This window comes from Pseudomonas sp. KB_15 (genome assembly GCF_052114525.1).
In the GTDB taxonomy this organism is placed as follows: domain Bacteria; phylum Pseudomonadota; class Gammaproteobacteria; order Pseudomonadales; family Pseudomonadaceae; genus Aquipseudomonas.
Map to the genome: position 1 here is coordinate 70,871 of NZ_JBFREX010000024.1, position 13,256 is coordinate 84,126.

Sequence of the window (13,256 nt, forward strand, 5' to 3'; positions counted from 1 at the left end):
CGCAGCTCTACGTAATAGCACGAACCGCACTACTTTTCTTTGATCGCTGTGCTGTCCGTGACTTCAAAACGCAGTACGCCGATGACCTGGCCATCTTCGGTCAGCACCCGAACCTGCCATTTGCCGGCCGGGTTGCCCGGGAAATTCTGCTTGTGGGTCCAGGCCCGGTAACCTTCCTTGCGCCCGCCGCGAATATCCAGGGCGATGCGATCGACCTCCTTTCCGTTGAATTGCCAGACGTGATAAATCCGTTCGTCCAGGCCACGCGGGGCATTGATCGCGGTGTACGCGTAGAGCCCGCCATTGCGAATCTGCTCGGCGCTGACTTCGTCGAGGCTGGCGCCTGGCGTGCGGTCCTGCATTTGCGTGCTGATGGCCACATCGGTCATCCACAGCGTCGCCGGTGGCACCCACGAGCGCAGTTCCCAACCAACGAAACCGATGCCCAGGGTGATACTCAAAATCGCCAACGCACTGCGTACGGTACGAATCGGGAAGATCGACGCCAGGCTCGGGAACGACAACAGTACCGAGATACCCAGCGCCCATTTGAAACTTTGCGCGGTCGTCAGGTGCATGATCACCGGCAACGCGGTGAGCAAMGCGGCAAACAAGGTCAGGGTGTGCAGGGCCAGAAACGCCCAGCGCCGTGGCGCCAGCCATTTGTAGTAGAGCGGGTCGATAATCGAAATCAGTGCCGCGATACCCAACAGCCCGGTGAACACCAACTGGCCGCTGTTCCACGTCGTGGTGATGAAAAAGAACGGCAGGACAAAGAACAGGCTTTCCTGATGGATCATCTGCGTCGCGTAACGCAGCAACGGCTCCGGGATTTCTCGTTTGAATATGCGCGTGAACAGCTTGGTCAGGCTGTTTTCCAGCATCAACCAGATCCAGCTGATCAGCATGATTGTGGTGATCCAGCTCGCCAGGCCTTGCTGGCGATCGACCAGAATGAAACTGCCCACCCCGGAGATGAAACCACAGAGCGCAATGACCCCAGGGTAGCGCTTCATCAATTCGAGGATGCGCTGTACGAAAAGGGTCAGGTTTTGCATTCGGCGGGTTCACAGTCGTCGTAGGAAAAAACCTCGACAGGGTACAGTTGGCGCGGCGCTGTGGCGAGGGTTCACGGTCAGTGACACCACGCAACCTGTGGGAGCGAGCTYGCTCCCACAGGGGGATTGTGTTTCCCACAAGGAGTTTTCCTGCCAAACAGAGTGGTTACTTCCTGCGATGCAAACGCCAGCCCACCACACTCAACACCAGCAACCCCAACACCCCGACCACCAACCACATCAATTGGTCATAACTGAACAAAGGCTTCTCGATCCGCAAATAGCCCGGTTGCAGGAGCAACTCACGCACAGCCTTGTTCGCTTCTTCCAGCGTCACCCCTTGCAGCTCCCGGGCCGGGTTGGCGAAACGGCCGTCCTGGTAGTCGCCGATGGCGCTCCAATAGTAGTCGGCCAACGCACTGTTGCCTTGTACGGCCCAGGCCTGACGGGCAATCGCGGCCTGTTTGAGGCGGTTGAAGGTGTCGGCATTGAGGCCGTCCTTGAGCAGTTCGGCCTTCAAGTCATCGAGCACGTGTTCGGCAGCGGCCACGTCGTCGCGCTCAAGATCGGCATTGAGGCTCATGAAACCCACGCCGCCGAACACCTCGCGTTCCGCCCACGGGCCGTAGGACAAACCGTGAGTCAGGCGCAGCTGGCGATAGAGCGCCCAATCCAGATAATCCTTGAGCAAATCGAAGGTTTCGTCGTGTCCATCTTCCAGCACTGGCTCCGGCACCAGCCAGTGCAATTTGGCGCCGTTGCCGACCAAACCGTGGGGCAGGGTGCGCTCGTGGGCGGCGCTGACCTGGATTTGCGGCAGCGGCGGATGCTCGCCGGGGGTAATCGCTTCCAGCTCGCCATACGCCCGCTCCAGATAGGCCGGCAGCAACTTGTCGAGGTCGCCGACCACGATCAGGGTCATGTTGTTCGGCGCATACCAGTCCTTGCGCACCTGCTCCAGTTGCTCACGGGTCAGGTCATCGACTTGCGCACGCTCCGGGCATTTGAGGCCCAGTTCCACGGCCAGCTGGTTGCTGGCCGTGTGGCCCAGGTCCTGACGATCGAGCCAGCGTTGCAGGTGCGAGTAGTGGCCGCCGTCTTCACGCTCGACCACTTGCTTGGCAGCGTTGATGGCGTAGTCGTCGAAGCGGGTCTGGGTCAGTAGCGCCAGCAGCAGATCGAGCACCTTGCGCTGGTTTTTCGCCGGCGCCTCGATGACGAAAGTCGTATCGGCGTTACTGGTGTAGGCGTTCCACTCACCACCCAAGGCCTGCATGCGCTCTTCCAGGCCACCTTCGCCGCTGGCGTCGATGCCGCTGAACAGCAGGTGTTCCAGCAAATGCGGCAACTCCTTTTCTTCGCAGTTGAAATCGTCCAGGCCAACACCGACCACCAGTCGGATTGCCACATGCCCATGGTCGGTGCCGGGCTTGAGCAGCAACTGCAAACCATTGCGCAGGGTGTAGCCCTCGACCTGGAAGCGATCCAGGGCGAATGACGGGAATGAACCAAGCAACAGGCAGGCGAGCAACAGACAACGCATAACGGGTTCCATACGGCCAGCGTAAGTTCAACAGACTTCAGGCAACTGTGGACGTTCAGGGTGAATGAGTGATGTCGCTCAAATCGTCGACCACCAGCGCGCCGGTGTCCGATGTTTCCAGCACCACGTAGGCACTGCTGCAAAACAGCGAATTCAGGCGCTTCATGTCGGCGATCAGCTCCAGGTGCAACGAACTGGTTTCGATACTTTGCACGATTTTACGTTGCAAGCGGCTGACATGGGCATGGGCCAGACGCCGTTCCTGTGCACGAAACCGACGTTTTTCACGCACCAGTTGACGGGCACTTTCCGGGTCGCCACTGAGAAACACCGACATCCCGAGCCGAAGGCTGGAAATCAGCTGAGTATGCAGCCCGGTCAACTCGTCCAGCCCGACTTCGGAAAACGACCGGCGCTGCGAGGTTTTCTGCTGCTGAATCTTGCGCAGCATGCGTTCGATCAAGTCGCTGGCGAGTTTCAGGTTGATCGCCAGTTCGATGATTTCCGCCCAGCGCCGGCTGTCCTGATCACTGAGATCTTCCCGGGGCATTTGCGCCAGATACAACTTGATCGCGCTGTAGAGCGCTTCCACATCGTCGGTCAGGCGTCGAATTTCCTGGGTGACGGCGGTTTGCTTGCCGCGCAACACGTCGAGCATGGCTTCGAGCATGCTGTCGATCAGGTCACCCATGCGCAGGGTTTCCCGGGCCGCGTTGGCCAGCGCCAAACCGGGCGTAACCAACGCAGTGGGGTCAAGATGCCGGGGCTTGGCCGTGCCGTTGGCCTGCGGGCGCTCCGGCAGCACCCAGGCACAAAACCTGGCCATCGGCTCGATGCTGGGCAGCAGGATCAGGCAGCGCGCGGTGTTGTAGAGCAGGTGAAAGCCAATGACCATTTCCTGAGGGCTGAAATCGAAGCCATCGAGCCAGTGCACTAGCGGATCGAGCACCGGTATGATCAATAAAAGACCAATCAGTTTGTACAGCAGGCTGCCCAGCGCCACTTGGCGCCCGGCGGCGTTCTGCATGCTGGTGCTGAGGAAGGCGAGCACGCCGCTGCCAATATTGGCGCCGATCACCAGTCCGATGGCCACCGGCAGACTGATCACGTTGGCACCCGCCAGGGTCGCGGTCAGCAGCACAGCGGCCAGGCTGGAATAGGAAATCATCGCGAACAGCGCACCGACCAGGGCGTCGAGCAGGATGTCGCCGGTGAGCGAGGCGAAAATCACCTTCACCCCTTTGGCATGGGTAATCGGATGCGCCGCTTCGACAATCAGTTGCAGCGCCAGAATTATCAACCCCAAGCCAATGGCGACACGGCCCAACTGCCCGAGTCGGGTCTGCTTGCGCGACAGAAAGAAAATCACCCCGACAAAAATCAGCAACGGCGACAGCCACGACAGATCGAACGTCAGCACCCGCGCCATCAGCGCCGTACCGACGTCCGCGCCAAGCATGGTGGCCAGCGCCGGGGTCAGCAGCATCAGGCCCTGGCCGACAAAGGAAGTGACGAGCATGGCGGTGGCGTTGCTGCTCTGGACCATCGCTGTCACAACGATCCCGGAGACGAAAGCCAACCAGCGTTTGGACATGTTCTGGCCAATGACATGGCGCAGATTGGAGCCGTAGACCCGCAGAATGCCGGTTCGGACAATGTGCGTGCCCCAGATCAGCAGGGCCACGGCAGAAAGTAAATTGAGCAGGGTGAGCATAATGACCCCCTGTGGTGTAGCGCCCCAAAGGAGCAAGTTGACGGTACCGCGCGACGTTCTACGTTCTGTACTTAAGCTGTAGTTGGCTAACGGTCTGCGCGCCAGCATCGCATAGCCAAAGAAGGGATTGAAACAAAACCGTCATGAAATCCCGTTCATGCAACCCGCCCAAAACAAAGTGGGAGCGGGCTTGCTCGCGAAAGCGGTGTACCAGGCAACATTGATGCTGACTGACACTCCGCCTTCGCGAGCAAGCCCGCTCCCACAGGGTGTTGCGTACTACCGGGTTACTGACCCGGAATGTCCTTGCGCAGTTTCACCGGATCCTGCTGCTTCTTCTTTTTCGCAATCGCGGTACGCATCTTGATGTTGATCGCTTCCACTGCCAGCGAGAACGCCATGGCGAAGTAGACGTAGCCTTTAGGGATATGCACGTCGAAGGATTCGGCAATCAGCACAGTACCGACGATCAAAAGGAACGACAGCGCCAGCATCTTCAGCGACGGGTGCTTGTCGATGAACTCGCTGATGGTGCCGGATGCCCACATCATCACCAGCACCGCCACGATGATCGCCGCGACCATGACCGGTACGTGGGAGACCATGCCGACCGCGGTGATCACCGAGTCCAGCGAGAACACGATGTCGRTGATCGCGATCTGGATGATGGTGTAGAGGAAGTTGCCGCCCTTGCCGCTTGGCTCGTCGCTGGTTTCGTCTTCACCTTCCAGCGCGTGGTACATCTCTTGCGAGCTCTTCCACAGCAGGAACAGACCACCGAAGAACAGGATCAGGTCGCGCCCGGAAATACCCTGACCGAATACCACGAACAGGTCCGCCGTGAGGCGCATGACCCAGGTGATCGACAGCAGCAGCAGGATTCGCGTGACCATGGCCAGCGCCAGGCCGAAAATCCGGGTGCGCGCCTGCATATGCTTGGGCATGCGGCTGACCAGAATCGAAATCATGATGATGTTATCGATGCCCAGGACGATTTCCAGGGCGGTCAGGGTGAAGAAGGCAACCCAGATTTCAGGGTTGGTCAGCCATTCCATGTGTATTCCTTTGAGCGATTGTTAAACCACAAAGGGCCCAGGCTTCAAACAGCGAAGCCTGGACCCGAAGTGGTGAGTCTTGGGCTTATAGAGTGCTGAACATCGGGAAAGTCCCCAACAGCAGTGCAGCAATCAGTATGCAGATACAAACCAGCACTGCCCACTTCAGGGTGAAGCGCTGGTGGTCACCGAAATCGATGCCGGCCAGGGCCACCAACAAATAAGTCGATGGAACCAGCGGGCTCAACAGGTGGACGGGCTGACCGACGATCGAGGCACGTGCCATTTCCACCGCGGTTATACCGTAATGGCTGGCGGCCTCGGCAAGAACCGGTAACACGCCGTAATAAAATGCATCGTTCGACATGAAGAAGGTGAACGGCATGCTGACCAGCGCCGTGATCACCGCCAGGTACGGGCCGAGGAAGTCCGGAATAACCGCCAGCAGGCTTTTCGACATGGCGTCGACCATCCCGGTGCCGGTCAGGATACCGGTGAAGATACCGGCCGCAAAGATCAGCCCGACTACCGCCAGCACGCTACCGGCGTGAGCCGCGACGCGATCCTTCTGCTGCTGCAGGCAAGGATAGTTGACGATCATGGCAATACTGAACGCCACCATGAACAGCACCGGCAACGGCAGCAGGCCGGCGATCAGGGTGCCCATCAGGGCCAGGGTCAGGGCGCCGTTGAACCAGATCAGATTCGGACGACGGGCATCCGGGAACTGCGAAACGCTGATTTCGCTGTGGTCGATTTCATCGCCCACCAGATGCAGTTCACCCAGGCGCGCACGTTCACGCTTGCCGTAGAAGTAGGCAATGACCAGGATCGCCACCACACCGGCCAGCATCGCAGGAATCATCGGTACGAAGATGTCGGACGGATCCACATGCAACGCACTGGCAGCGCGAGCGGTCGGGCCACCCCATGGGGTCATGTTCATCACGCCACCGGCGAGGATGATCAGGCCGGCCATGATCCGCGGGCTCATGCCGATACGGCTGTAGAGCGGCAGCATGGCGGCCACGCAGATCATGTAAGTGGTCGCGCCGTCACCATCGAGGGAAACGACGAGCGCCAGTACGGCGGTACCGACCGAAACTTTCAGCGGGTCGCCCTTGACCAGTTTGAGGATCTTGCGCACGGCCGGGTCGAACAGGCCGGAGTCGATCATCAGGGCGAAGTACAAGATAGCGAACATCAGCATCACGCCGGTTGGCGCAAGCTTAGTGATGCCTTCGAGCATCATCGGGCCAATCTTCGGCGAAAAACCGCCAAACAGCGCGAAAACGATCGGGATGATGATCAGGGCGATCAGCGCGGACAGGCGCTTGGTCATGATCAGGAACATGAACGTGATGACCATGGCGAAGCCAAGGAAAGTCAGCATGGGAATACTCCAGGCGTAGCGCGGCTAGGGAATGGGCGGATCGGGCGTGATCAGCGCAGAACGGAAAGCACGAGGCGTACGGGTGGAGTTGCAGCGAAGCGGCGGGTAGAAGAGGACATCAGAATCACCATTGTTGTTGTTAAATGGGCTGTGCGAGCGATAACACGCTGGCATTGGCCAACCGGTCTGTTGCCGGTAGTGGGGGCGATCCTAATCGGGGAAGCTTTCAGCCAGCTTTCGGTGATGAAAGCTTTGACCGGATGCACGACCGGTCGTCGGACCGGGGCTGGGAGGTGAACCGGGTTACAGCCTTCGCGAGCAAGCCCGCTCCCACACTGGTTCTGTGTCGTACACAAAGCTGATGTGGGAGCGGGCTTGCTCGCGAAGGCGTCAGTAATGACGCATCAGGAGAAGTGCCATGAACAAAATTCACACCGGCGGCTGCCATTGCGGGCAACTGCGCTATCAATTCAGCGGGCCGCTGCACGATATCGTCCACTGCCATTGCTCGATTTGCCGACGGGTCAGCGGCGGCATCGTGACCACCTGGATCACCGTGCCGGCATCCGCCTTTCAATGGTTGGCCGGGACACCGTCGCGGTACGACTCTTCATCCACCTGCGCGCGATACTTCTGCGGCCACTGTGGGGCGCAACTGGCGGTAGTGACGCACCTGAGCCCGGAAACCATCGACCTGACCATCGCCACCCTCGACCATCCCGAGCAAGCACCGGCCGAGCGGCACATCTGGACCGACAGCCGCTTGCCGTGGCTGCACCTGGACGAACACTTGCCCGGCGAGGCTGAAGAAACACTCTGATCAAAAAATAGACAGATCCAACGGCCGAATCGCGCCCATCCAGATCGCGTGCTCGGTGTGGTCGAGCAGATCGTCGCCGGTGTCCGGGTGCAGGAACACCACCAGACCCTTGCGGTTCAGCGCCAGCCACGGCAACACGTCGCCCAGAACCTGCGGTTCGAACGCCAACTGGCAGCTCCAGTCCGGGTGCGGACCGACCGGACGCTCGTGCACGCGGCCCATTTTCAGTGGAAACAATTGCGCCGCCTGTTCACACAAGGCTCGCGCCTGATCGATGGTGCTGGCGTCGAAATAGACATGGGCGTGGTAGCCCGTTATGTGTTGCATTTGATATCCCCTATATCCGGTCGAGCAGATCACGCGGCACAAGTTGTGATCGTTTCACGTTTCACACCGCAATCGAAGGCAATGACAACCCCGACAACGACTCCGCACTACTGGCCTGCTCGGCCATCAACCAATCCACAAACTGCTGGATCAAAGCTCCACGCCGTTTGCGCTGGGGCAGAACCACGTAGTAGCCCAGCCTCGACATCACCGTTTCGCCGATCGGCCGACACAACAACCCTTGCGCGAGCAAGTTATCCACAAGGTGCCGCCAACCAATGGCCACGCCCTGACCGCCAATCGCGGCCTGAATCAGCAGGGTGTAGTTGTCGAAGCGCAACTGTCCGGGCGCCGGGGGCGAGGTGATGCCCAGCTCGCGGAACACACCACTCCAGTCGAACCAGTTACTGCTGTGTTCCCCACGCAGGTGCAGCAACGGAAACTCCAGCAATGCCTGGGCCGGCAAGGGTAAGGTCCGCTCGCTCAACAACTGCGGGCTGCACACCGGAAACACTTCCTCGCTGAACAGCCAATGGCTTTCACCCTGCTTGAAGCGGCCATCGCCAAACAGCACTGCCACATCGATATCAGTACGTAGCATGTTATGACTGCGTTCACTGGTGACCAGGCTGACATCTACCTGCGGATTGGCCGCGTGAAAACGGTGCAGACGCGGCATCAACCAATAGGCTGCGAAGGCAAAATCCGTGGCAACTTGCAGCACTTCATGCTGTTGCTGTGCGCTGATTGCGCTCAATCCTGCGTCGATATTCTGCAATCCGAGCTGAACCTGCTCGAAAAGAATCTGCCCGGCCTCGGTCAGTCCGATTCCACGATAAATGCGGTCGAACAGGCGGGTCGCCAATTGTTCTTCCAGGCGCTTGATCTGCTGGCTGATGGCCGGTTGCGTCGTGCCCAGTTCAACCGCCGCTGCGGTGAAGCTGCGCTGGCGGGCCGCCGCTTCGAAGGCGCGAAGCAGATCCAGTGACAGGTCACCAAGGGCGTCATACATAAGCTGTGCTTATCCTAGTCATTGCCGTGCATGGGCTTTACCGCAAAGCGTGAGGGTTTCATTCTCGAAGCCAGCACTCTCGCATAAACATCCACTATGGAATGCCGCGATCACATGAAGCGCAAGAACATTCTTTTCATCATGGCCGATCAAATGGCCGCGCCAATGTTGCCGTTCTACGGCCCGTCGCCCATCAAGCTGCCCCATCTCAGCCGCCTCGCCGCACAAGGCGTGGTGTTCGATTCTGCTTATTGCAACAGCCCCCTGTGCGCGCCGTCGCGATTTACCCTGGTCAGCGGCCAGTTGCCGAGCAAGATCGGCGCCTACGACAACGCCGCCGATTTCCCCGCCGACGTACCGACTTATGCCCATTACTTGCGCCGCCTCGGCTACCGCACCGCCCTGTCGGGCAAGATGCATTTCTGTGGACCGGACCAGCTGCATGGCTACGAAGAACGCCTGACCAGTGACATTTACCCGGCCGACTACGGCTGGGCAGTGAACTGGGATGAACCGGATGTGCGCCCGACCTGGTATCACAACATGTCGTCGGTGCTGCAAGCCGGCCCGTGCGTGCGCACCAACCAGCTGGATTTCGACGAAGAGGTGGTGTTCAAGGCCCAGCAATACCTGTTCGATCATATCCGCGAAGATGGAGACCAGCCGTTCTGCCTGACCGTTTCGATGACTCACCCACACGACCCGTACACCATTCCCAAAGCCTTCTGGGATTTGTACGACGATGCCGACATCCCGCTGCCTACAGCCCCGGATCAGCATTCACTCGATCCACACTCCCAGCGTTTGCTCAAGGTTTACGACCTGTGGGACAAGCCACTGCCTGTGGATAAGATCCGCGATGCCCGCCGCGCCTATTTCGGAGCGTGCAGCTATATCGACAGTAACGTCGGCAAACTCCTGCAAACCCTCGAAGATACCGGGTTGATCGACGACACCATCATCGTCTTCTCCGGCGACCATGGCGACATGCTCGGCGAACGTGGACTCTGGTACAAAATGCACTGGTATGAAATGGCCGCACGGGTGCCGCTGCTGATCAGCGCACCGGGACAATTCGGTGCCGGCCGGGTCAGCGCCAGCGTTTCGACCGCCGACCTGTTGCCGACCTTCGTTGAACTGGCCGGCGGCTCACTGGAACCTGGCTTGCCGCTGGATGGGCGTTCGCTGGTGCCGCACCTGCAAGGCCAGGGTGGTCACGACGAAGTGTTCGGCGAATACATGGCCGAAGGCACCATCAGTCCGTTGATGATGATCCGCCGCGGCGCCTACAAATTCATCTACAGCGAAGACGACCCTTGCCTACTCTTCGACGTACACAACGACCCTCGCGAACTGGAAGAACTCAGCCACTCGCCGCAACATCGCCGGCTATTCGACGATTTTCTTGCCGAAGCGCGGACCAAATGGAACATCCCGGCGATTCACCAGCAGGTGCTCGCCAGCCAGCGGCGTCGGCGGTTCGTGGCCGAGGCGCTGACCCTCGGCAAGCTGAAGAGCTGGGATCACCAGCCGCTGGTGGACGCCAGTCAACAGTACATGCGCAACCACATCGACCTCGACGATCTGGAGCGTAAAGCACGTTATCCACAACCCTGCCAAAACCAATAATGTTAAGGGGAAGTCCATGCAAAGGTTATCCACAGTACTGACGGTCGGGCTCCTGGCTCTGGGCAGTGCATCGGCGTTTGCCGATCAGAGTTGCGAGACGGTGAAGATGGCCGACCCGGGCTGGAGCGACATTGCCGCGACCAATGCCATCACCGGGTTTTTGCTGGACGGCATGGGCTACAAGGCCAAAGTTGACACCCTCGCGGTGCCGATCACCTTTGGCGGGCTCAAGGATGGCCAGGTTGATGTGTTCCTGGGTAACTGGATGCCGGCGCAGCAGGGCTTCTACGACAAATTCGTCGCCAGCGGCGATGTCACCCAATTGGCGAAAAACCTCGACGGCACCGAATTCACCCTCGCCGTACCGGACTACGTGTGGGACGCGGGTGTGCATGACTTTTCCGACCTGAACAAATACGCCGACAAGTTCGACCGCAAGATCTACGGCATCGGTTCCGGCGCACCGGCGAACATCTCGCTGCAAGAGATCATCAAGAAAAACGATTTCGACATGGGCCAGTGGAAACTGGTCGAATCCAGCGAGCAGGCAATGCTGGCGGAAGTGTCCCGCGCGGTGAAAAAACAGAAATTCGTAACCTTCCTCGGCTGGACSCCACACCCGATGAACGTGCAGYTGAAAATGCATTAYCTSAAGGGYGGCGAGAARTACTTCGGYGACACSGGCAGTGTTYAYACMCTGACCCGCAAAGGTTATGCACAGGCCTGCCCGAACATTGGCAAGCTGCTGACCAACCTGAGTTTCACCCAGGACATGGAGAACAGCATCATGGCCGAGGTGGTGAACAAGAAAGTCAGCAATACCGACGCAGCCAAGGCATGGATCAAGGCCAACCCCGCAGTTCTGGACAAGTGGCTCGATGGGGTGAAGACAGTGGATGGGCAGGATGCGTTGCCGGCGGTGAAAGCCAAGTTGTAACGTTCAAGGACGCCATCGCGGGCAAGCCCGCTCCCACAGGTTTTCGGAGATCCTTGTGGGAGCGGGCTTGCCCTGGTTCTGACCCACCACCCTGACATTTTCGCCGTTTATTCACCGAGAGGCCCCATGGCCCTGCCAAGCCGCCATTCACTCTTTCCATTCCTCAGTTGGTTGCCCAAGCAAACCCGCGCCAGCGTCGGTCGTGACCTGATTGTCGGCCTCAGCGGCGCGATTCTGGCGTTGCCGCAATCCATTGCCTACGCGCTGATTGCCGGCCTGCCACCGGAATACGGCCTCTATGCCGCAATCATCCCCGTGCTGATCGCCTGCCTCTGGGGCTCGTCGTGGCATTTGATCTGCGGTCCTACGGCGGCCATCTCGATTGTCCTGTACGCCAGCGTCAGTCCTCTGGCCGTTCCGGCCACGCAGGACTACGTCATGTTGATCCTGTTGCTGACGTTTCTTGCCGGCATCTTTCAGTGGCTGCTGGGTTTGCTGCGGTTTGGCGCGCTGGTGAATTTCGTCTCGCACTCGGTGGTACTCGGCTTCACCCTGGGTGCTGCCGTGGTGATTGCCATCGGTCAATTGCCTAACCTGCTGGGGCTGGACTTGCCCAGCCAAGCCACCGCGCTGGATAGTTTCATCACGTTGTTGCGCCATCTCGGCGAAGTGGACAAACCTTCGCTGGTGCTGGGGCTGGCGACGGTGGTGGTGGGCGTGACCCTCAAACTGCTGCTGCCACGCTGGCCGACGCTGTTGATCACCCTGATCCTTGGTGGATTGCTCGTCTGGCTCTGGCCATCGATGTTCGGGCACGTACAACTGGTCAACGCATTCATCGGCCAATTACCGCCCTTCAGTCCGTTGCCGCTGGACCTCGACCTGATCCTGCGCCTGCTGCCCAGCGCGGTGGCGGTCGGAATGCTCGGGCTGGTCACCAGCCTGTCGATTGCCCGCTCGATTTCTGCACGTTCGCAGCAATTACTCGACGCGAACCAGGAAGTTCGTGCCCAGGGCTTGTCGAATATCGTCGGGGCGTTTTTTTCCGGATCGCTGTCGGCCGGCTCCTTCACTCGCTCAGGCCTGAGCTATGAAGCGGGGGCCTGTTCGCCACTGGCCGGGATCTTTTCGGCATTGTGGGTGGCGCTGTTTGCGATCTTCGGCGCGAGCCTGATCGCGCACATCCCGATTCCGGCCATGGCCGGCAGTATTCTGTTGATCGCCTGGGGACTGGTGGACCATCGCGGCATTCGCGCGTTGTTGCGGGTCAGCCGCGCTGAATTCGTGGTCATGGCGCTGACCTGCGTCGCCACGCTGCTGCTGGAATTGCAAACGGCGATCTACGCCGGCGTATTGGCCTCGCTTTTTTTCTACCTCAAACGCACATCGCAACCCCGGGTGCAGCATGTACGAGATGGCGAGGAGGATATTCTGCGGGTGGGCGGTTCGATCTTTTTCGGTGCCAGCCACTACCTGCAAGTGCGTCTGCAACGGATGCATGGCGTGCGGGTGGTGATCGAGGCGCAGCAGATCAACTTCATCGATTATTCAGGGGTGGAAATGCTGCATCAGGAAGCGCGGCGCCTGTTGCGTCAGGACCGCAGCCTGACCTTGCGCCGGGCGCGGCCGCAGGTGGTGGAAGAGTTGAGGAAGCTCGAAGGGGCGGAGAAATGCCCGATCCGGTTTGAGGACTGACCCGACTTCACTCTGATCACTGTGGGCGAGCTTGCTCGCAATAGCGGTATTTCTGGCACATCAATGCTGGATG

At 59.5% G+C, this 13,256-nt stretch carries 11 protein-coding genes; 4 read left to right on the forward strand and 7 right to left on the reverse strand.

Annotated elements, in window-relative coordinates; all coding sequences use genetic code 11:
* Positions 1-29: 29 nt before the first annotated feature.
* From AB4Z35_RS19095 to AB4Z35_RS19115, 5 genes are all read right to left on the reverse strand, one after another.
* On the reverse strand, positions 30-1,058 hold the full coding sequence (locus tag AB4Z35_RS19095; RefSeq protein WP_442098665.1) for a DUF5924 family protein: 1,029 nt from the start codon (positions 1,056-1,058) through the stop codon (positions 30-32).
* 166 nt (positions 1,059-1,224) lie between these two features.
* Entirely contained in the window at positions 1,225-2,601 is a 1,377-nt protein-coding gene (locus AB4Z35_RS19100; RefSeq protein WP_442098666.1) for a M16 family metallopeptidase, read from the reverse strand.
* A 55-nt stretch (positions 2,602-2,656) separates the two neighbouring features.
* Positions 2,657-4,315, reverse strand: a complete 1,659-nt coding sequence (locus AB4Z35_RS19105) for a Na/Pi cotransporter family protein (protein WP_442098667.1) — start codon at positions 4,313-4,315, stop codon at positions 2,657-2,659.
* Between the two features lie 287 nt (positions 4,316-4,602).
* Positions 4,603-5,370: a TerC family protein gene (locus AB4Z35_RS19110; RefSeq protein WP_442098668.1), complete on the reverse strand. Its 768-nt coding sequence runs from the start codon at positions 5,368-5,370 to the stop codon at positions 4,603-4,605.
* An 85-nt stretch (positions 5,371-5,455) separates the two neighbouring features.
* Complete coding sequence (locus AB4Z35_RS19115) at positions 5,456-6,763, reverse strand: CitMHS family transporter (RefSeq protein ID WP_442098669.1); 1,308 nt, start codon at positions 6,761-6,763, stop codon at positions 5,456-5,458.
* 418 nt (positions 6,764-7,181) lie between these two features.
* Here AB4Z35_RS19115 and AB4Z35_RS19120 point away from each other — a divergent pair, with 418 nt between their 5' ends.
* Positions 7,182-7,583 (forward strand): GFA family protein, encoded by a 402-nt coding sequence (locus tag AB4Z35_RS19120; RefSeq protein ID WP_116262449.1) that lies wholly within the window; start codon positions 7,182-7,184, stop codon positions 7,581-7,583.
* Here the strand turns inward: AB4Z35_RS19120 and AB4Z35_RS19125 are convergent, their stop codons facing one another.
* Both AB4Z35_RS19125 and AB4Z35_RS19130 read right to left on the reverse strand, forming a co-directional pair.
* Positions 7,584-7,910 (reverse strand): DOPA 4,5-dioxygenase family protein, encoded by a 327-nt coding sequence (locus AB4Z35_RS19125; RefSeq protein WP_008002280.1) that lies wholly within the window; start codon positions 7,908-7,910, stop codon positions 7,584-7,586.
* Positions 7,911-7,971: 61 nt separating this feature from the next.
* Positions 7,972-8,922, reverse strand: a complete 951-nt coding sequence (locus AB4Z35_RS19130; protein ID WP_008002282.1) for a choline sulfate utilization transcriptional regulator — start codon at positions 8,920-8,922, stop codon at positions 7,972-7,974.
* A gap of 114 nt (positions 8,923-9,036) precedes the next feature.
* On the opposite strand from AB4Z35_RS19130, the gene betC reads away from it, so the two are divergent.
* From betC to AB4Z35_RS19145, 3 genes are all read left to right on the forward strand, one after another.
* Positions 9,037-10,551 carry a choline-sulfatase gene (gene betC, locus AB4Z35_RS19135; protein ID WP_442098671.1) on the forward strand — a complete coding sequence of 505 codons (1,515 nt, stop codon included), beginning with the start codon at positions 9,037-9,039 and terminating at the stop codon, positions 10,549-10,551.
* Between the two features lie 16 nt (positions 10,552-10,567).
* Positions 10,568-11,488, forward strand: a complete 921-nt coding sequence (choX, locus tag AB4Z35_RS19140) for a choline ABC transporter substrate-binding protein (protein ID WP_442098673.1) — start codon at positions 10,568-10,570, stop codon at positions 11,486-11,488.
* Between the two features lie 126 nt (positions 11,489-11,614).
* Positions 11,615-13,183, forward strand: coding sequence for a SulP family inorganic anion transporter (locus AB4Z35_RS19145; protein ID WP_442098675.1), 1,569 nt, complete (start codon positions 11,615-11,617; stop codon positions 13,181-13,183).
* Positions 13,184-13,256 lie beyond the last annotated feature (73 nt).